Source organism: Brevundimonas sp. FV2ps16 (genome assembly GCF_058681075.1).
Genome location: NZ_CM178728.1, coordinates 772,454 through 791,854, shown reverse-complemented (window position 1 = coordinate 791,854; position 19,401 = coordinate 772,454). Strand labels below are relative to the sequence as shown.

At 68.1% G+C, this 19,401-nt stretch carries 19 protein-coding genes; 10 read left to right on the top strand and 9 right to left on the bottom strand.

Going from position 1 to position 19,401, the window contains the following annotated elements:
* The first annotated feature begins 10 nt into the window (after window positions 1-10).
* The gene (locus tag ACW170_RS03720) at window positions 11-1,102 is read left to right on the top strand and encodes a serine hydrolase domain-containing protein (protein ID WP_492088345.1); all 1,092 of its coding nucleotides are present in this window, start codon (window positions 11-13) and stop codon (window positions 1,100-1,102) included.
* Between the two features lie 58 nt (window positions 1,103-1,160).
* Here the strand turns inward: ACW170_RS03720 and ACW170_RS03715 are convergent, their stop codons facing one another.
* The 4 genes from ACW170_RS03715 to ACW170_RS03700 form a co-directional block, all read right to left on the bottom strand.
* The gene (locus ACW170_RS03715; RefSeq protein ID WP_492088344.1) at window positions 1,161-1,736 is read right to left on the bottom strand and encodes a CC0125/CC1285 family lipoprotein; all 576 of its coding nucleotides are present in this window, start codon (window positions 1,734-1,736) and stop codon (window positions 1,161-1,163) included.
* A gap of 98 nt (window positions 1,737-1,834) precedes the next feature.
* Window positions 1,835-2,485 carry a LysE family translocator gene (locus ACW170_RS03710; RefSeq protein WP_492088343.1) on the bottom strand — a complete coding sequence of 217 codons (651 nt, stop codon included), beginning with the start codon at window positions 2,483-2,485 and terminating at the stop codon, window positions 1,835-1,837.
* A gap of 331 nt (window positions 2,486-2,816) precedes the next feature.
* Window positions 2,817-3,395: a hypothetical protein gene (locus ACW170_RS03705; protein WP_492088342.1), complete on the bottom strand. Its 579-nt coding sequence runs from the start codon at window positions 3,393-3,395 to the stop codon at window positions 2,817-2,819.
* A gap of 78 nt (window positions 3,396-3,473) precedes the next feature.
* On the bottom strand, window positions 3,474-3,890 hold the full coding sequence (locus ACW170_RS03700; RefSeq protein ID WP_492088341.1) for a translation initiation factor IF-2: 417 nt from the start codon (window positions 3,888-3,890) through the stop codon (window positions 3,474-3,476).
* A 155-nt stretch (window positions 3,891-4,045) separates the two neighbouring features.
* On the opposite strand from ACW170_RS03700, the gene ACW170_RS03695 reads away from it, so the two are divergent.
* Complete coding sequence (locus tag ACW170_RS03695; protein WP_492088340.1) at window positions 4,046-6,187, top strand: hybrid sensor histidine kinase/response regulator; 2,142 nt, start codon at window positions 4,046-4,048, stop codon at window positions 6,185-6,187.
* 6 nt (window positions 6,188-6,193) lie between these two features.
* Here ACW170_RS03695 and ACW170_RS03690 read toward each other — a convergent pair whose 3' ends face one another.
* Together ACW170_RS03690 and ACW170_RS03685 are read right to left on the bottom strand one after the other, a co-directional pair.
* Window positions 6,194-8,563: a TonB-dependent receptor plug domain-containing protein gene (locus ACW170_RS03690; RefSeq protein ID WP_492088339.1), complete on the bottom strand. Its 2,370-nt coding sequence runs from the start codon at window positions 8,561-8,563 to the stop codon at window positions 6,194-6,196.
* Window positions 8,564-9,144: 581 nt separating this feature from the next.
* A complete protein-coding gene (locus ACW170_RS03685) occupies window positions 9,145-9,801 on the bottom strand; it encodes a glutathione S-transferase family protein (RefSeq protein ID WP_492088338.1) in 657 nt (218 codons plus the stop codon).
* A 124-nt stretch (window positions 9,802-9,925) separates the two neighbouring features.
* Between ACW170_RS03685 and ACW170_RS03680 the strand changes: the two genes are divergently transcribed.
* Both ACW170_RS03680 and ACW170_RS03675 read left to right on the top strand, forming a co-directional pair.
* Window positions 9,926-10,522 carry a hypothetical protein gene (locus ACW170_RS03680; RefSeq protein WP_492088337.1) on the top strand — a complete coding sequence of 199 codons (597 nt, stop codon included), beginning with the start codon at window positions 9,926-9,928 and terminating at the stop codon, window positions 10,520-10,522.
* A 235-nt stretch (window positions 10,523-10,757) separates the two neighbouring features.
* Window positions 10,758-11,807 carry a ribonucleotide-diphosphate reductase subunit beta gene (locus tag ACW170_RS03675; protein ID WP_492088336.1) on the top strand — a complete coding sequence of 350 codons (1,050 nt, stop codon included), beginning with the start codon at window positions 10,758-10,760 and terminating at the stop codon, window positions 11,805-11,807.
* Window positions 11,808-11,813: 6 nt separating this feature from the next.
* Here ACW170_RS03675 and ACW170_RS03670 read toward each other — a convergent pair whose 3' ends face one another.
* On the bottom strand, window positions 11,814-12,296 hold the full coding sequence (locus ACW170_RS03670) for a hypothetical protein (RefSeq protein WP_492088335.1): 483 nt from the start codon (window positions 12,294-12,296) through the stop codon (window positions 11,814-11,816).
* A 145-nt stretch (window positions 12,297-12,441) separates the two neighbouring features.
* Between ACW170_RS03670 and ACW170_RS03665 the strand changes: the two genes are divergently transcribed.
* Window positions 12,442-12,705, top strand: coding sequence for a hypothetical protein (locus ACW170_RS03665; protein ID WP_492088334.1), 264 nt, complete (start codon window positions 12,442-12,444; stop codon window positions 12,703-12,705).
* Between the two features lie 71 nt (window positions 12,706-12,776).
* Window positions 12,777-13,868 carry an NAD(P)-dependent alcohol dehydrogenase gene (locus ACW170_RS03660; RefSeq protein ID WP_492088333.1) on the top strand — a complete coding sequence of 364 codons (1,092 nt, stop codon included), beginning with the start codon at window positions 12,777-12,779 and terminating at the stop codon, window positions 13,866-13,868.
* A gap of 21 nt (window positions 13,869-13,889) precedes the next feature.
* Here ACW170_RS03660 and ACW170_RS03655 read toward each other — a convergent pair whose 3' ends face one another.
* Both ACW170_RS03655 and ACW170_RS03650 read right to left on the bottom strand, forming a co-directional pair.
* Window positions 13,890-15,362, bottom strand: a complete 1,473-nt coding sequence (locus ACW170_RS03655) for a sensor histidine kinase (RefSeq protein WP_492088332.1) — start codon at window positions 15,360-15,362, stop codon at window positions 13,890-13,892.
* Complete coding sequence (locus ACW170_RS03650) at window positions 15,359-16,108, bottom strand: TVP38/TMEM64 family protein (protein ID WP_492088331.1); 750 nt, start codon at window positions 16,106-16,108, stop codon at window positions 15,359-15,361. The genes ACW170_RS03655 and ACW170_RS03650 overlap by 4 nt, the downstream gene beginning before the upstream one ends.
* A gap of 126 nt (window positions 16,109-16,234) precedes the next feature.
* Between ACW170_RS03650 and rpmH the strand changes: the two genes are divergently transcribed.
* From rpmH to yihA, 4 genes are read left to right on the top strand one after another with little or no spacing between them, the layout of a single operon-like run.
* A complete protein-coding gene (gene rpmH / locus ACW170_RS03645; RefSeq protein WP_003164000.1) occupies window positions 16,235-16,369 on the top strand; it encodes a 50S ribosomal protein L34 in 135 nt (44 codons plus the stop codon).
* Window positions 16,370-16,398: 29 nt separating this feature from the next.
* The gene (gene rnpA / locus ACW170_RS03640; protein WP_492088330.1) at window positions 16,399-16,803 is read left to right on the top strand and encodes a ribonuclease P protein component; all 405 of its coding nucleotides are present in this window, start codon (window positions 16,399-16,401) and stop codon (window positions 16,801-16,803) included.
* On the top strand, window positions 16,800-18,599 hold the full coding sequence (gene yidC / locus ACW170_RS03635) for a membrane protein insertase YidC (RefSeq protein WP_492088329.1): 1,800 nt from the start codon (window positions 16,800-16,802) through the stop codon (window positions 18,597-18,599). The genes rnpA and yidC overlap by 4 nt, the downstream gene beginning before the upstream one ends.
* Entirely contained in the window at window positions 18,596-19,249 is a 654-nt protein-coding gene (yihA, locus tag ACW170_RS03630; RefSeq protein ID WP_267514841.1) for a ribosome biogenesis GTP-binding protein YihA/YsxC, read from the top strand. Before yidC ends, yihA begins: the two co-directional genes overlap by 4 nt.
* The last annotated feature ends 152 nt before the right edge of the window (window positions 19,250-19,401 follow it).

The following is a 19,401-nucleotide window of genomic DNA, read 5'->3' as shown; positions in this document are numbered from 1 at the left end:
AAGGATTGTCATGCGTCCCCTGCTTCTCGCGGCCTTCGGCCTCGCGCTCATCTCCTCTCCGGTCCTGGCCGAACCCGTCTGGCCGGTCGCCGCGCCTGAAACCCAGGACGTCTCCGCCGAGGGGCTGGCGGCCATGGACGCCGCCGTCCGCGCCGGGACCTTCCAGAAGATCACCAGCGTCCTGATCGCCCGGCACGGCCGACTGGTGCACGAGGTCTATTTCGACGACGTGGGCCGTGAAAGCCGGCGCAACACCCGCTCCGTGACCAAGACGGTCACCGCCATGCTGGTCGGCGCCGCAGTCGCGCGCGGCGACATCGCCAGCGTGGACGCCCCGATCCTGCCCTTCGTCGCCGACCACGGGCCGTTCGACAATCCCGACCCGCGCAAGGCCGCGATCACGGTCGAGGACTTGCTGACCATGAGCTCGCTGCTGGAATGCGACGACGACAATTCCTTCTCGCGCGGCAACGAGGAGCGGATGTATCTGATCGAGGACTGGGTGAAGTTCGCCATGGACCTGCCGATCCGGGGCTTCCCGGCCTGGATCCCCAAACCGGCGGACCAGCCCTATGGCCGGGCCTTCAGCTATTGCACTGCCGGCGTGACCACCCTGGGCGCCGTGGTCCAGTCGGCGACGGGCGAACCGCTTCAGGCCTTTGCGCGCGACGCCCTGTTCGGCCCGCTGGGGATCGAGGGCGAGCAGTGGCAGACCTCGCCCCTGGGCCTGGCCCAGGGCGGCGGCGGCCTGGGCCTGCGCAGCCGCGACCTGCTGACCCTGGGCCAGCTGTTGCTGAACCGGGGCCGCTGGGACGGACGTCAGGTGCTGCCGGAGGCCTTTGCGAAGGCCATGACCGCCCCCCATTCCACGGTCGATCCCGAACGGGGCGACTACGGCTATCTGATCTGGCTGCCGACCTATCAGGTCAACGGCGTGGCCCACCCGGCCTGGGCGATGGCCGGGACCGGCGGCAACAAGGTGGTGATCGTTCCGGATCTGGATGCGGTCGTGGTGGTGACGACCGAAAACTTCGGCGTTCGCAATCCCCACGGTCTGGCCGACACCCTGATCGCCGGTCACGCCCTGGCGGCCCTGCGATAAAGAAATAGGCCCGGAACCGCAGTTCCGGGCCTTTGCCTTTTGGGGGCTGGCGCGCGTCTTAGCGCATCGGGCGCGTCACGCGGCTCGACAGGTTCTGGACCACTTCGCGGGCGTCGAAGGCGTTGGGGTCGCCGGCGGGCTTGGGACCGCGGCCCATGATGATCTCGGCATTGGCCTCGTAGCGGTCGATCTGGCGGGTGTCGATGTCGTTGGCCCAGGGGTCCCACGGGCTCCAGAAGCCGCCGCGGTAATAGCGCCACGACGGACCCCAGTAGGGGCCATAGAAGCTGTTGTAGCGGCTGTAGAAGGGGTCGGGGCTCGAGACGTAGCGGGTGTCGCGGTCGGTGGCGCGATTGACGGTGGCGAACCAGTCATAGCCGCTCTCGACCGTCAGTTCGGCCGAACGCAGCAGCAGGGACATCTCGACCTGTTCGCGCGAGGTCACCGAGTTTCCGGCGAAGCTGACGCGGAAGCGGTTCGACTCGACCCGCTGTTCGGCATAGCCGCCGCGCTGGCCGTTGAAGCCGGCGGGCTGATAGGGGGTGGCGGTGGCGCAGGCGGCCAGGGCCAGGCCCGCGACGGCGGTCAGGGCCAGGGTCCTGAGCGTCGTTCTGTTTCTGGGTAGGGCTTTCATGAAATCAACTCCTTGATCGCCCATTCGGGCGCGCTGGCGGCTGAACGGCGCATGAACGGCCATGTTCCCCGTCAATCTAGGAGGAAGCTCGACTGCGTCTAGAGCCTTAATACAATCAGTACGGCCGCCGTCAGCAAAAGGATCCCGACGAACAGGCCGAAGCCGCGCCGGAACCGGGGCTGTTGCATGCGCTGCGACAGGGCGGCTCCGGACAGGGCGTAGGCGCTCATCGACATCATATCCATGCCGATCACGGCCAGGGCGAACAGGGCCAACTGGGGCGCGACGGGCCGCTCGACGTCCAGGAAGGGCGGCAGGACGGCGGTGAAGAACAATATGGCCTTGGGATTGGCGATCTGGACCGCGAACCCGTCGACGAAGGCGCTGCGGCCCTTGCGCACCGCGACGGCGTGATCGGGCTGCTGGGGGTCGGTCGGGGCGGTGTTCTGCACGGCGCCGCGCAGGGCCTTGATCCCCAGCCAGGCGACATAGAGGGCGCCCAGTATGGCGATCAGGTGGAAGGCGTCGGGGAAGGCCTTTACCAGGGCGCCCAGGCCCAGGGCGGCGGCGGCGAACCAGACCAGGGTGGCGCAGTTCATGCCGACCACTCCGACCAGGGCCGAGGCCCGACCCTTTTCCACCCCGGTCGCGACCGCGAACAGATTGGCGGGGCCCGGGGTGATGGCCATCACCACCATCACCCCCAGGAAGGTCGAATAGAGGTGCGGATCGACGGGGAGGGCGGCCATGCGGCGTCGTGTCGCCGTGATCGCGCGCGGGGTCAAGGAGAGGCCCTGCGTCCTCTCCCATCTTTCGTCATTCCGGGCGAAGCGCAGCGGAGACCCGAAACCCCTCGTCATCCTCCGGCCCGCGAAGCGGGACCGGGGGAGGCGCCGAAGGCGAAATCTCTCCGACGCTCCGCCTTTAACCTCTGAGTCCGCGACAGGTTCGCGCTCTCGCGCGCCGCTGGGTTCCGGGTCTGCGGGCCAAGCGGCCCTTCGCCCGGAATGACGAAAGAGAAGGGATGGCGGCCTCCTTCCGCAAGGAGGGAACCGGGGTCGGCAGCGCCAGGGCGCAGCGTCAGGCGGTCGGCGTCTCAGGCGGTTCCGGGGCTTCGGGCGCCTCGGGCGCTTCGACCGCCTCGTCCTCCAGGGAGTCGCTCGCCTGATCCAGCGCGTACTGGGCGATCAGGCCGTAGGTCTCCATCTGCTCCGGGTCGGGATTGGTCCAGGCGCTGTTACGGGCGATACCGGTTCCGGCGGCTATGCCCTGTTCCATCGCCTGCTGAACCTCGGGATCATTCAGGGCCTGTTCGACCAGGGCGTCGACGTCAATGTCCTTCAGGGCCTCGGCGGCCAGTTCCGAGGCGTGTTGGGTGGCCTCGGCGGTGAAGGCGGCGACGTCGGGGGCATAGTCGGACCACAGGGCGGCGATCCGCTGACCGCGCTCGCTCTCGCTCAGGCTCGCGTCTTCGGAAATGGCCTCGGCCCGCTTGCCGAAGGCCTCCATCCGCTTCTCGAAGGCGGCGGCGGCGGATTCCAGCCGGGCCTCGGCGGACTCGGGGCTGGCGGCGGCGGACGATGCTTTGCCGTCCTGCGCCAGGGCGGAGGACAGGGGCAGGAGCGCCAGGGCGGCGGTCAGGCTGAGAGCGCGGATCATGGGTGGCTTCCCCGTTGACGACCCGCTCAAACTCCGCCCAAGGCCGCCCGGCCTCAAGTGAAATCGCGGTAAGGCGACCTATTGCGGCGTGGCGGGCGCCGGCGCAGCGGCGGCGGCCTCGATCTGGGCGCGGACCATGGCGGGGATCGCCTTGATCTGCGTCTCCGCCGCTGCGAGCTGATCCGCCGGCGCCCCCTGGGCGCTGGCGAAGGCCTGAACATCGGCGGCGAAGGCGTCGACCTGGGGCTGATAGCGCGCCTGCAGGGCGTCCAGGTCGGTCTTGGCCTTGGCCTTGTCCGTCTGGGCCGCAGCAGCCTGCATCTCGGTCGCCATCGTCTCCATCGTCTTGCCGAACGCCTCGGCGCGCGCCTCGAAGGCGGCTTCATCGGGGCCCGGCGCCGGCGCCGACGGGGCGGCGGGCGCGGTCTGGGCGGCGGCGAAGCTGGGGATGGCGGCCAGGATCAGGGCGGCGGCGGCGCAGGACAGAAGACGCATGGGCGGACACTCCAAAAGAGCGGCCAGTCGCCGCCAGATCCGTAGCCTCATCGTACGGTCGGTCTGGCGGGTTGAGCAAGACGAACCGCCTATGCGGAATTCTACCTAGTTCTGAAAGAACGGGATTCTTACGCAATCTCCGTCAATTGAGCGGTATGGACGGGAGCAGAAAGACCTTGGGACGGGGGCGCTGGCGATTCTTCCGGCATGACGCCGGTCGCGAGGCGGGGCCGCCCCCCTGGCTCTATGTCCTGCTGTTCGTCACCGCCCTGGCGCTGGGGCAGTGGAGCATGGCGGCGCTGCACGTCACCGTCATGTGGCCCGCCAACGCCGTCCTGCTGGCCGCCGTGCTGCAACTGCCCCGCGACAAGGCCCGGGGCGTTCTGATCGGCGGCGTCCTGCTCAACCTGGCCAATAATATCGTCCGGGGCGATCCGACGGTCTTCGCGGTCGCCAATGTCGCCTTGAACCTGTTGCAGGTGACGGTTGCGGCCCTGCTGGCCCGGCGCCTGTGCGGCGCGGCCCTGGACATGAGACGGCCCAAACGCCTGTTTCGTTTCGCCGTCGGCGCCGCCATCCCGGCCGTGGCCCTGACCACCTCGCTGGCGGGCCTCATTGTTTCGCTGCTCCGTCCGATGCCGCTGGAAGTTCTCAATTTCCGCCTGCACCATCTGTTCGATATGGAGCTGCTGGCGATGATGATTGTCACCCCGGCCCTGCTGCTGGTGGCGCGTCGGCATCGGTTCCATCATGACGCCCAGGCCTCGCGGGTCGAGGTGGGGGTGCTGATGGGGCTGATGTGCGCCGCCGCCCTGTGGGCCTTCGGTCAGACCGCGGCGCCGATCCTGTTCATCATCTTCCCGCCCCTGATCCTGCTGGCCTTCCGGCTGTCGCCGCCGTGGACCGCCGGCGCGGTCGGCCTCATCTCCGTCATCGCCGTGGGGGCGACGCTGATCGGCAGCGGCCCCGTGGTGCTGACCCGGCTGGGAGAAAACCTCGCCCTCGCCCCCATTCCGGCGGTGATGCGCCAGATGAATGTGCTCCACCTCTTCCTGCTGACGGTCGTGGCGACGGCCCTGCCGATCACCACCCTGTCGACCGAGCGCCGACGCCTGGTCGCCCGCCTGCGCGACCGGACCCGGACGGCGCTTGCCGCCCTTCAGCGCGCCGAGAAGGCCGACGCCGCCAAGTCCCGCTTCCTGGCCATGATGAGCCACGAGATGCGCACCCCCCTGACCGGGATCACCGGCTACGCCGACCTGTTGTCGCGCCATCCCGAACTGGACGCCGAGGGCCGGCGTCAGGTCGAGGCCGTCCACCAGTGCGGCGAGGCCATGCTGCGGCTGATCGAGGACCTGCTGGAGGTGTCGAGCGGCGGCGGCGAGGTGGCGTCGAAATCCGTGGACATGCGCGCCCTGGTGGACGAGGCCCTGGGCCCGGCGCGCGAATGGGCGGCTGTGCGCGGTCTGGACTTCGTCGTGACCTTCGCCCCCGGCGCCGACGGCCCGGCCATGACCGACGGCCGCCGCCTGCGCCAGATCCTGCATCATCTGGGCAGCAACGCCGTCAAGTTCACCGGCCGGGGCGGGGTGCGCATCCAGGTCGAGCGGCGCGACGACCGGCTGCGGTTCGAAATCCACGACACCGGCTGCGGCATGACCGAAGACGTCCTGGCCGGCGTCTTCAGCCTGTTCGAACAGGCCGACGCCACCACTCGCCGCGCCCACGAGGGCGCCGGCGTCGGCCTGGCCCTGGCCAAGACCCATATCGACCGTATGGGCGGCGCCGTCTGGGTCGAGAGCGCCCCGGCGATGGGCACGACCTTCACCGTCGAGATTCCCGCCCCCGCCGTCGCGGTCGCCGCGACCCCCGACGCCCTGCCGGTGCAGGACCGGCGGATGCGGGTCCTGATCGTCGACGACCATCCGTCCAACCGCGACCTGATGCGGATCATGCTGGAGGCCGCCGACTGCGAGACCGCCGAGGCCGGCGACGGTCGCGAGGCGGTCGAGGCGGTGCGGGCCGGCGCCTTCGACCTGGTGCTGATGGATGTGCGCATGCCGGTGATGGACGGGGTCGCCGCCACCCGCGCCATCCGCGCCCTGGACGGGCCGGCGGCCGAGATCGCCGTCCTGGCCGTCACCGCCGAGGCCATGCCCGAGGACGTGGCCCGTTGCCTGACCGCCGGCATGGACGCCCATCTGGCCAAGCCGATCACCCAGGCCCGGCTCTACGCCGCCATGGACCAGGCCATGGACGCCGCCGAACACCGAATCGACGACGTCCAGGCGGCTTAAGTCCGCCTACCAGGTCAGATTGACCCGCGCGTAGACGAACCGCCCGTTGAAGCCGAACGGCGAGTTGTAGGGATAGCCCAGCACCCCGTTCGAGTTCAGCGACGCCGGGGTCGCCTCCGGATATTCGTCGAAGACATTGTCCGCCCCGACCGCCAGCCCGACCCGGTCGGTCAGCTGATACCGGCCCTCCAGATCGATCACCGTCTTCTCACCCGTGCGATAGTCGTTGGCCGCGACCGACCCCGGTTGCAGCACGTCTCCGTAATAGGTGGCCCGCAGGGTCGCCCCCCACTTCTGCAGCCGCCAGTCGGCGCCGGCCGAGACCTTCACGTCCGGCGTGCCCTCCTCGATCGTCAGGATCCGCTGGCGACCGAACAGGCCGGGCGCCAGGTCGGTGTCCAGCGACACGTCGTTGAAGTTGGCGGCCACGGTGAAGTCGAAATCGCCCGCATTGTCCGTCGGCAGACGATAGCGGCCGACCACGTCCACACCCTCCGTCGTGGTCGAGACCCCGTTCAGGAAGAAGCGCGCGGCCTGAACCCCCAGCGGGGTCAGCAGGGTCGGATTGCGGATCAGCTCGGACAGGACGATCTGGTCCTCGATCTCGATCTTGTAGGCGTCCACCGTCAGGTCGAAGGCCCCCAGCCGCACCACGGCGCCCAGCGAATAATTGGTCGAGGTCTCGGGCTTCAACGGCCGTCCGCCCAGGGCCGTCCCCACCGCGCTGACCGACGGGAAGGTGCCGGTCTCCACCACCGCCCCGTCCTGGATCACCGACGAGGTCGAGGTGAAATAGGACTGTTGCAGCGACGGGGCGCGGAAGCCGGTCGAGACCGAACCGCGCAGGGCGAAGTTGGGCGTGAAGTCATACCGGCCCGACAGCTTGCCCGTCTGGGTGTCGCCGAAGTCGGAATAGTCTTCGAACCGCACGGCGCCGGCGACCGTCAGCTTGTCGGTGATCGGCAGTTCGATGTCGGCATAGGCGGCGAAATTGTCGCGATCCACGTCCACTGCGTTCGACGGCTGGAAGCCGGGGAAGCCCTGGGCCCCGCCCGACAGGGCCGTGTTCGACCCCAGCGGCCCGCGGTTGTAGCTCTCAGGCTGGCCCGCCTCGATCTGATAATTCTCCCAGCGTTGCTCCAGGCCCCAGGCCAGGTTCAGCGGCCCGCCTGACAGGCCGGCCTCGAACTGCCGGCTGAAGTCGGCGCCCAGCACCAGCTGGTCATAGATCAGGCTGCCGGAATCGAAACTGGTCAGCGAGGCGGCCCCATAGGTCGCGTTCAGCGAATCCTCGGTGCGGAAATCCAGCGCGTTGCGGCCATAGACCAGGCTGACGTCGGCGTCCCATCCGGCGATGACGCCGCGCAGGCCGCCGGCCAGCGACGCGTCCTGCGAATTGACCGCCACCTTGGGCAGGAAGCCGTTCGGATAGACGGCCGTCACGTTGTTGACGTTGTCGCGCAGGCGCGGGAAGGCGGCGCCGGAGCTGTCGCGGTCCTGATAGCCGGCCCAGCCATAGGCCTCCCAGCCGTTCCCCAGACCCTTGCCGGCGTTGGCGAAGACGGTCCACTGCTCGACGTCCGGATCGCCGAACCGGGCGGTGACTGCGCCGTTGGCCGCGGCGCGGGGATCATAGTCGGAGCGGTTGGTCGACTCGCGGTTCAGATATTCCGCCGACAGGGTCAGGAAGCCGTCGTCGCCCAGGGCGAACCCCTGCCAGGCCGAGGCGGTGGTCGTGGCGCCGTCCTCCTCGTCGCGCTCGCCGCGCGCGGTCTTCACCGTGGTCAGATACTGGCCATAGGTGACGCTGGCGCCGCCGCCGCTGGAGGCTTCCTTCAGCCGCAGGTTCACCACCCCGGCGATGGCGTCCGAGCCGTACTGGGCCGAGGCCCCGTCGCGCAGCACCTCGACCCGGTCCAGGGCCGCGGTCGGAATGGCGTTCAGATCAACGGCGGCCGAGCCGCGTCCGACGACGCCGTTGGTGTTGACCAGGGCCGAGGCGTGGCGGCGCGTGCCGTTGACCAGGACCAGGGTCTGGTCGGGCGACAGGCCGCGCAGGGTCGCCGGACGGATCGAGTCGCTGCCGTCGTTGGCCGAGGGGCGCGGGAAGGTCAGGGACGGCACGGACTGGGCCAGGGCCGTCGCGAACTCGGTCGTGCCCCGGTTCTGCAGGCTCTGGGCCGTGACCACGTCGACGGGGGCCAGGGTGTCGAGGCGCGAGCGATTGGCCACGCGGGTGCCGGTGACGACGATCTCGTCCACGGTCGCGGCCTCATCCGGGGCCTCTTGAGCGAAGGCGGGCGCGGCGCTCAGCAGGGCGACGGCGGAGACGGTGGCGAGAAGCGCCGGCGAGGCGGCTCGGAAGGCGGTGCGCATTTGAGAGATTTCCTGATGATTGTTCTTGGCGCGTCTAGGCGCGCGGAGCCGGCGTCTTCGACGTCCGGCCTAGGGGGTGGATATGACGGATCGGGCGGCTTCAGCCGCTACATCGTCCGCCGCGCCGATAAGGGCCGGCCTGTGTCAGGACTTTGGACATCGTCGTCTCCGACCGCGCGGTCAGGGGGAGCGCCTCGCGGTCATGGCCATATCAGGGCGGAGATGCGGCGGGTCAATGCGTGGAAGGGGCCATGTTTGCTGAGGGCAGGGAATAGAAAATCTGCAGGTCGGGTTGCCTCTCAGCAGACCTTCCCCCGCTTGCGGGGGAAGTGTCAGCTCGTCGAGCGAAGCGAGACGGCTGACGATGGGGGAAGTCTTCTTGTTGAGAGACACTTCCCTCTCCGACCCTGGTCCGCTGCGCGGACGCCGGGCCACCTCTCCCGCGAGCGGGAGAGGGTCTGGTTGCGACTCCGACGGTGGTGATGACCGGGTCCGCTTCAGATGCAGGACCACATCCGCCTAGCGTTCGCTGACGCGCCCCTATGCCCGAAAGAGGAGGCGAGCGAGCGCGCGACCCCCAATCACCCCGCCTCAAACGGAAACCGTTCCGCCCAGAACCCCCTGAGCTCCGGCAACTCATCCACCCGCCTCACCACCTCCGCCATCTTCGGCGCGACCGCATAGAAGCGCGCGCGTCTCGGCGTCCACCGGCTGGCCACGGCCACATAGAGGTCCAGCACCGTCAGACTCTCGCCCAGCAGGAACCGCCCCGGCTCGATCTGGCGGTCCATCATCCCCCAGCATTCCGCGATCCGGTCCTCGGTGCGTTGCAGGATGCGCGCCTGATCCTCCGGATCGTCGCCCGCCAGCCGCGACGGCACGTCCCGCACCCAGTACATCGAATAGATGGCGGCCGGCACGAAGCTCATCCAGCGCAGGAACTGCCCGCGCCGGGCGTCGTCCGGCCCGGGCGCCAGCCCCGCCCCGGCCCGGCGGGCGGGATGATGACGGTCCGCCAGCCAGATCAGTATGGCGGCGCTCTCGGTCAGGATCTCGCCCTCGGGCGTGACCAGGACCGGCAACTGCCGCATCGGATTGACCGGCGCCACCTTGTCCCGCTCGGCCTCCCCCTCCCAGGTCGGCGCCTCGACCACGGTGTAGTCCAGACCCAGCAGGGTCAGGGCCGCCTCGACCGGAACCGATCCAGACCCGGCGGCGCCATAGACGGTGAAACTCATCCGATCTCTCCTGAATGTCGGGCATAGTTTTATTGCTGACGGTCTGGCGTCATGGATTTCAAAGGCTTGACCGAAAAATCGCCCTTTGAATATCCGCGTTCGAAACCGAGCCTAAAATCGGCCCATGATCGATGCACAGAACACCGAAACTGACCTCTGGGTCCATGTCCGCCGCGACTATCAATCGGGCCAGCCTGCCGCCCTGGTCGCCGAACGCTACCGCATCTCCGTGCGCGGTCTGCGCCGCCGCGCGGCGGCGGAGGGCTGGCGACGATGCGACCGCGACATCGGGCCGATGACCGACATGCCGGCCTGGACCCGCGACGGCCAGGATCGCCACGCGGCCTTGCAGGCGCGGCCTGAACTGGCGGCTATGGTTACGGCCAACGAAAACGACCTGTTCGACCTGCTGGTCGATCCCGCTCCGGTGGAACTGCGTCGCTACGCCTTCAAACAGGCGTGCGAGGCGGCGGCCCTGCGTCGTCCGGCCGAGGCGGTCGCCTGGATGCGGCTGGTCCAGCTGGCCCAGCGCACCGGGGCCGGGCTGGACGACGAGTCCCAGCCCTTCCGCGAGGCCGATCATATCCGCGCCGCCTTCCTGAACGACCTCGCCGGGCTGACCGCCTCGGACCGGATCAGGGCTGCGATCGAGGCGGAGGAAGAGGCGGCTCAGGCTGGAGCAGGGGCGGGCCGCGCCCCGTCCCCGGCGGACGCCCGGTGACCGGCCTGGCGCTTTTGGCGCCTTTGGCGCCCTGTCACCCCGTTTTTGCGCCAGTCGGGTCCGTGCCGGCGGCGGACCATCCCCAGGCCCGTCCCCAGTTTCCTCAATCCAAACCACAAGATGTAGCGGGTAGGACAATTTGTGATCACCAAATAGGTGATTTCCGACTTGGCGCCGGGCGTGCGGAGTCGCATGGTGAACCCCTCTCCGGAATCGCTTTCTCAGGTCCAGTTCGATGAACGCCATCACCCCGATCATCCGCCCCGACCGCGCCGGTCTTCTGACCCCGTCCGCCGCCTACAAGCCGTTCCGCTATCCGTGGGCGTTCGACATGTGGAAGAAGCAGCAGCAGGTCCACTGGATGCCGGAAGAGGTGCCGCTGGGCGAGGACGTCAAGGACTGGGCCTCGACCCTGAACGATAACGAACGCAATCTGCTGACCCAGATCTTCCGCTTCTTCACCCAGGCGGACATCGAGGTTCAGGACAACTACATGGAACGCTACGGCCGGGTGTTCAAACCGACCGAGGTCAAGATGATGCTGGCCGCCTTCGGCAATATGGAGACCATCCATATCGCGGCCTACGCCCTGCTGCTCGAGACCATCGGCATGCCCGAGAGCGAGTTCGGCGCCTTCATGGAATACGAGGCCATGCGGGACAAGCACGACTATATGGGCCAGTTCGGCGTCGATTCCGACGCCGACATCTGCCGGACCCTGGCCATGTTCGGCGGTTTCTCGGAAGGGGTTCAGCTGTTCGCCTCGTTCGCGATGCTGATGAACTTCCCGCGCCAGAACAAGATGAAGGGCATGGGCCAGATCGTGTCCTGGTCGGTGCGCGACGAAAGCCTGCACTGCGAGGGCATCATCAAGCTGTACCACGCCTTCAACAAGGAGACGGGGGCCGTCACCAAGACCGTGGCCGACGACATCGTCGACTGCTGCAAGACGGTGGTGAGCATGGAGGACAAGTTCATCGACCTGGCCTTCGAAATGGGCTCGGTCCAGGGCATGACCCCCGAGGACATCAAGCAGTATATCCGCTTCATCGCCGACTGGCGCCTGCGCCAGCTGAAGCTGCCGGAAGTCTATGGGGTGACGGAAAACCCGCTGCCCTGGCTGCAGTCCCTGCTGTCGGGCGTCGAACACGCCAACTTCTTCGAGGCCCGCGCCACCGAATATTCGAAGGCCGCGACCCAGGGGAACTGGCACGGCGCCGACGGCGTCTGGACCGAGTTCGACCGCATGATGGCCCGCCGCGACATGAGTCTGGTCGCGGGCTGATCCCGGCTAGGGCTGCGGCCTGACCCAGGCGGGTCGGGCCGTGCAGGCCTCGCGGAAGCCCGACTGGCACAGCCGCACCTGCTCGCGCCAGGCCGCATAGTCGCGGTCGTACTGGTCCTGGGCCGCACGGGTCGCCTCGGCCGCCGCCCGGGCCTGGTCCTCGATCCGGCGGACCTCGATCTGATGCCGGGCCAGGGCCGCATCATACTCCAGCCGGGCCGCCTCATCGGCCCGGTCGGCCAGGGCGTTCTGGGCCGCGATCTCGGCGTTCAGGGCCCGGGTCAGCCGCAGCTCTTCCTCGGTCTGCTTGGAGTCGTCGGCCCGGTGATAGGCCTCGCCCCGCGCCCGCTCCATCGCCTCGCGCGCCGCCGGGTCATTGGGGTCGGGCAGGGCCCGCTGGTCGCGATAGGGGTCCGGGGCCTCCTGAGGGCCCGCCTGAACCGGCGCCGCCGCCAGCAGGGCGCAGATCAGGGACGCGCGGATGATCATGGACATCTCCAGGGTTCGGACCCAGCTTGGCCTTTAAGAAGGCCCGCCGCAACAACGTCCTCGTGACGAAAAGGTGGCGCCCGGCGTGGCTTCGGGTCATGGTCGAGGTCCTCTCTGACGCCACCCCCGCCACCGAGCCCAAGCCATGATCCTCAGCACCTCGTCCGGAGACTTCCCCATCCCCGCCGAAGTGGCGCGCCAGTTGCCCAACGTCCCGGCCCTGCCCGATCCGGCCGCGCCCAACGCCAAGCTGCAGATCGAGGATTTCCGCCACTGGCTGGACGCCTCGCCCGAACACGCCATCAACTATGAGCGGCTGCGTCGCTGGCATCTGGTCCAGGACGAACTGGCCGCCCAGGCCAAGGCGGCGAACCGCGCCTTCGTCGTCTCCGACGACGGGCTCGAATAAGGCGACGCTGGAACGGGTTCGAGGCCCGGGGATTGCGGCAACACCCCCCCCCCGCGTTCCCGGAGATTTCCATGTTCCAATCAACTGGCTATGGCGCAAAGACCGCCCTGTCCAAACTCGAACCCATGACCTTCGAGCGAGACGATCCCAAGCCCAACGAGCTGGTGATCGAGGTCCTGTACGCCGGCGTCTGCCACTCCGACATCCACCAGGTGAAGAACGAATGGGCCAATACGGTCTATCCGTGCGTGCCGGGCCACGAGATCGTCGGTCGAGTGAAACAGGCGGGCGCCGAGACCTCGCGCTTCAAGGAAGGCGACCTGGTCGGCGTGGGTTGCATGATCGACAGCTGCCGCCAGTGCGAGGCCTGCGGCGAGGGCGATCAGAACTATTGCGAGGGGCCGAACGGCTGGCTCGCGACCTATAACGGCCCCATGACCCCGGCGACCGAGACCGAGGACGGCGGGAACATGTACGGCCGCGACAACACCTTCGGCGGCTATTCCGACGTCGTGGTCGTGCCCGAGGACTTCGTTCTGCGCATCCCCGAAGGTCTGGACCCCAAGTCGGCCGCGCCCATCCTGTGCGCGGGCGTGACCACCTGGTCGCCGCTGAAGCACTGGGGCGTGAAGGCCGGCGACAAGGTGGCGGTGCTGGGCTTCGGCGGCCTGGGCCATATGGCGGCCAAACTGGCCAAGGCGCTGGGCGCGGAAGTGACCGTGCTGACCTCGACGCCCGAGAAGATCGACGACGCCAAACGCCTGGGCTCCGACGCCGCCTATGTGGAGACGGACAAGGCGGCCCTGGCGCCGCTGGCCGGGACGTTCGACTTCATCCTGTCCACCGTGCCCGATAAGCACGAGATCGGCGCCCTGCTCGACCTGATGAAGCGCGACGCGGCCTTTATCGTGGTGGGCAACCTCGACATCGTCGATGGGGTCGATAACGCCAAACTGGCCTTCAAACGCCAGACGGTCGGCGGCTCCCTGATCGGCAATCTGGAGGAAACCCAGGACGTACTGGATTTCTGCGCGGCGAACGGGATCGCGCCGGAGGTCGAGATGATCGACATCGCCGACATCAACGACGCCTATGTGAAGATCGAAAACGGCCAGGCCCGTTATCGCTACGTCATCGATATGGCGACGCTGAAGGCGGCCTGATCCAACTGGGCGGATCAGGCTCTATGCGGGCAGGCGCAGTTCGAAGGCTGCGCCTGCGCCGTCCGACTCGACCAGCCTCAGGTCGCCGCCGTGCAGGGCCGCCAGCTCACGCGATATGGTCAGGCCCAGGCCCGATCCGTCCGAGCTCTTGGAACTGACGAAGGGTTCGAACAGCCGCTCGGCCAGGCGCGGCGGAATGCCCGGCCCGTCGTCGGCGATGCGGATGACGCACAGCCGGTCTTCGCCAAAGGCGCTGACCGTGATCGCCCCCTTGCCGCGCCGCGCGGCCGGGCGCCCGGCGTCGGCCTCGATGGCTTGCCGCGCGTTCCTCATCAGATTGACCAGGATGCGATACAGCTGATCCGGATCGGCCTCGACCGCGAACCGGGCCGGCAACTGCTTGACCAGCCGCACCCCCTCCGGCTCCAGACCCGCATCCTCGGCCGCCAGGGTCAGGGCCTTGGTCAGGACCACGCGGGTCTTCTGGGGCGCCGGCTCCTCGCTGCGGCCATACTCCAGCACATTGCGCGACAGGCTGGCGGCCCGGCTCAGCGCCCGCTCCAGCCGCGGCAGGGCCTTGGCCACCTGCGGGTCGGCCGAGGTCGCCAGCCGCTCGGAGGCCATCTGGGCCGAGGTCAGCATGTTGCGCAGGTCGTGGTTGATCTTGGCCACCGCCTCGCCCAGGGCGACCAGCCGGGCGCGCGAACGCAGGGACTGACGGACCTCCTCCTGCATCCGCGACAGTTCGCGCTCGACCCGGCCGATTTCGTCATGCCGGTCCGACGGCGCCTCGGCCTCGCTCTCGGGATCGGCGGCGAACCGCTCCATCGACCGGGTGACGCGCCGCAGGGGCCGCAGCACCAGCAGGGCCAGACCGCCGTAGAGCAGGGCGCCGGCCGTCAGGGACACCAGAAGGGACACCAGCAGGCTGTTCAGCAGGAAGGCCTTCAGTTCCAGCTTCAGCGGCTGGGCCGGGGTGACGATCTCGATGAAGTCGCCCGAGCGATAGCGCGGCTTGGCCTGGACCCGCAGCGACCGGTCGGGATGGCCGAACAGGGTGCGCCAGGGGTCGGTCAGCCGCGCCCAGCTGTTCTGCTGGCGCAGGTCGATCAGTTCGGGCGCGCGGGGCAGATTGGGCGCCTGGAGCAGAAGCCGGCGCACGCCCTGTTCCGTCAGGGCCACGGCCTGGACCCCGCCGATCCGCATCAGCTCGGCCGCCGTGTCGTCCTCGACGGCGCTATAGGGCAGGGCCTCGACCCCGACGGAGGCCAGTTCCGCCGCCTGGAGCCGGTCGCGCAGCCAGCGTTCGTGGAAGGCGGCCAGGTTCGGGCCCATGATCAGGGCCTCGACCGCCAGGGTGAAGGCCACGGTCAGCAGCAGCAGCCGCGCCGACAGGCCGTCGGGCGCGCGGGGCCGCAAACGCTCGCGCCAGGTCTCCGCCGCCTCGGGCGACAGTTTCAGCGCCGCCGCCGCCTTGTCGAACAGCGCGCTCATGCCGGGGCGGCCTCCGCGCGTCGGGCGCGGATCATCTGAACCAGCTTGATGCCGATGGGCAGCAACAGCGACAGGAAGACCACCCCCATCAAGGGCCAGAAGAACTGTTTCAACAGCATCGGCAGGTCCGGCCGCACGCCCGCCCGCAGCAGGTCGGCCAGTTGCGACCCGATCCAAGTGTAGATGAAGGTGGACGGCAGAAGGCCGATGAAGGTCGCGACCACATAGGGCCGCAGCGGCACCGCCATCATGCCCGCGGTGGCGTTGACCAGGACGAAGGGCACGCTGGGGATGACGCGCAGGGTGAACAGGGTGGTGAAGGCGTTGCGGTCGATCCCCTTGGCCACCCGATCCATGAAGCCGGCGTCCGCCTCGAACTTGGCGCGCAGCCAGGTGCCGATCGAGGTGCGATAGACGGAATAGATGACGACCGAGCCGAGGGTGGCGCCGCTGGCCTGGGCCAGGGCGCCGACATAGGGACCGAACATCATCCCGCCCAGCAGGGTCAGGAAGACGGGCCCTGGGATGGTGGAGGCGGTGGCGAGGGCATAGACGGCGACGAAGACGGCCAGGGCGGTCCACCAGTGGGCCTGGGCGTAGGCCTGGAAGTTTAACCCGTGCTCGCGGATAAGATCCATCGACAGATAGCGGTTCCAGCCTAGTGCGAAGAAGGCGACCACCAGGCCGGCGATGACCGCCAGCGGCAGCAGTCGCAGGCCCCATTCCTTCGCCGTTCGTTTCGCCATACGCTCTTCATTCCCGAAATGCCGTCCGAGCGTTGACTCACGCGGACATGCGACTTATACGCCCGCCCTTCCTGCGACGGACGCCTCTTGCCCCGTCGCCCAACCTTTTAACGTCAGGAGCCGACCGTGAAGCGGACCTATCAGCCGTCGCGACTCGTGCGCAAGCGCCGTCACGGCTTCCGCAGCCGGATGGCCACCAAGAACGGCCAGAAGATTGTTGCGCGCCGTCGCGCCAAGGGCCGCAAGCGCCTGACGGCGTAAGCGGCTCTCGCGTCCGGAGCCAAGGACGCATGAGCGACCCTTTACAGATCAAACGTCTGTTGCGGCGGCCCCAGTTCCTGGCGGCCGCCAAAGGCGTTTCCGAAGCGCGCGGCGGCGTGGTGATCCAGAGGCTGGAGCGCGGCGACGGTTCGCCGCACATCGGGCTGGGCTTCACCGCCACCCGCAAGATCGGCGGGGCGGTGGTCAGAAACCGCGCCAAACGCCGTCTGCGCGAGGCTGCGCGGGCCATGTTGCCCCTCCACGGCGTCCCCGGCAGCGACTATGTCTTCATCGCCCGCATGGGCACGACCGAGCGCGCGTGGGACCGTCTGCTTGACGACGTGAAATCGACGCTTACAAGGCTGGCGACACCGAAGGCCGACCGGCCTTCGCCCGCCCGCGCCCCATCCGGCCAGGACCGCCCGAATCCATGAAAAACGAGAACTCGCGCAACACGATCATCTTCATCGTGTGCTCGGCCCTGATCCTGGGAATTTACTGGTTCACCGTGCTGCGCCCGCAGGCCGAGCGCCGCGCCGTGCAGCAGCAGGCCCAGGCCGAACAGTCGGAGACAGCCGATAACGCCGCCCGCACGGCCTTGAGCCCGCAGGGGCCGACCTTCGTCACCGATCGTGGCCAGGCGCTGAGCACCGCCGCGCGCGTGCCGATCCAGTCGGGCACGCTGAAGGGCTCGCTGTCGCTGCAGGGCGGGCGGATCGATGACCTGTTCCTTACAGATTACAAGGAGACGCAGGACAAGCCCGAGCCGGTCGAGCTGTTCCGCCCGCAGGGGATGGAGAACGCCTATTTCGCCCAGTTCGGCTGGACCGGCCCCAATGTGGTCGGCGGCGTGCCGGGACCGAACACCGTCTGGCGTCTGACCGCCGGCTCGACCCTGACCCCGACCAGCCCGATCACCCTGACCTGGGACAATGGCCAGGGCCTGCGGTTCACCCGCCTGGTGTCGGTCGATGACCGCTATGTCTTCTCGGTTCAGGATACGGTCCAGAACCTGGGAACCCAGGCCATCACCATCGCCCCCTACGGCAGCGTCCAGCGCCAGGGCGTGCCGCCGTTGGCCGGCTCCAACCACATCGTCCACGAGGGCGCCATCGGCGCCTTCGGCCAGCCCGGCGCCTATCGCACCGAGCAGAAAAAATACTCGGACTGGCTGAAGGAGCCGCGGATCGAGAACGCCTCGACCGGCGGCTGGCTGGGCATCACCGACAAATACTGGCTGGCGGCCCTGCTGCCGCAGCAGGACGAGGCGGTCGAAACCGAATTCCGCGTCCGCGACGTCAACGGCGGTCAGCAGCTGGAAGCCAATATCCTGGGCGCGACCCGCACCATCCAGCCCGGCGGAACCGCCACCGAGACCCAGCGCCTGTTCGCCGGGGTCAAGCGCGCCGAGGTGCTGAAGACCTATGAGGAGAACCTGGGTCTGCCGCGCTTCGTCTATGCGATCGACTGGGGCATGTTCTGGTTCCTGACGCGTCCGATCTTCTGGATCCTGGAGAACGTCTATGGCCTGGTCGGCAGCTTCGGCGTCGCCATTCTGGCCCTGACCGTCATCGTCAAACTGATCATGTTCCCGCTGGCCAACAACGCCTACGCCAGCATGTCCAAGATGCGGAACCTCCAGCCCAAGATGGAGGAGATCAAGAAGAAGTTCAAAGACGATCCGCAGAAGCAGCAGCAGGAGACGATGGCCCTGTACCAGAAGGAGAAGATCAATCCGGTCGCCGGCTGTCTTCCGCTTCTGCTGCAGATCCCGGTCTTCTACGCCCTGTACAAGGTGCTGACCGTCACCATCGAAATGCGTCACCAGCCCTTCCTGGGCTTCATCAACGACCTGTCGGCGCGCGATCCGTCAGTGGTGTGGAACCTGTTCGGCCTGATCCCGTGGGATCCGGCGACCCTGCCCCTGTTGGGCGGGCTGCTGGTCGGGCCGCTGGGCATCGGTCTGCTGGCGGTGGCCTATGGCCTGACCATGTGGCTGCAGACGGCGATGAACCCGCCGGCGGCTGATCCTGTCCAGCGCCAGATCTTCCAGTTCATGCCGCTGGTCTTCACCTTCATCATGGCCCCGTTCGCGGCGGGCCTGCTGGTCTACTGGGCCTGGTCCAACGTCCTGACCATCCTGCAGCAGTATTACATCATGCACCGCTACAAGGCGGAGAACCCGATCGACGACTTCATCGCCCGTATCCGGAAGACGAAGGCCGCGTGATCGACGAAACCGAGTTCACCCCTGAGGACATCGAGGCCGCGCGGATCCTGTTCGCGCGGCCGGCGACCTTCATCATGGGCGCCGCCAAGATCGAGCAACTGCCCGATCCCGACTTGCCCGAGATCGCCTTCGCCGGTCGGTCGAACGTCGGCAAGTCCAGCCTGATCAACGGCCTGGTCGGGATGCACAAGCTGGCCCGCGCGTCGAACGAACCGGGCCGGACGCGCGAGGTCAACTTCTTCGACCTGGACGGGCGGATGCGCCTGGTCGACCTGCCCGGCTACGGCTGGGCCAAGGCGTCCAAGACCACGGTCAAGAAGTTCCAGGACCTGGGCCGCGACTATCTGCGCGGCCGGGTGACCCTGAAACGGGTCTATCTGCTGATCGACAGCCGTCATGGGCTGAAGAGCGTGGACAAGGAGGCGCTGGACGCGCTGGATCTGGCCGCCGTCAGCTATCAGATCGTCCTGACCAAGGCCGACAAGCTGAAGAAGGGCGAAGGCGAGGCGGTGCAGGAAGCGACGCTTAAGGCCATCTCCAAACGCCCCGCCGCCTTCCCGGTGGTGGCCCTGACCTCGTCCGAGAAGGGGCTGGGCCTGCCCGAACTGCGCGCCGAGATCATGCGCACGACCGGCGCGACGATCGATTGATCTTACAGAGGCATCGTCAGCCTCGGGCTTGACCCGAGGGCCGGATTGTCCGCCGCATTGCGCCTGAGGCGACGCAGAGCCCGGCCCGCACCCGATCCTCGGGTCAAGCCCGAGGATGACGGCGATGGGATAGCGAGAGAATGAGAAAAGGC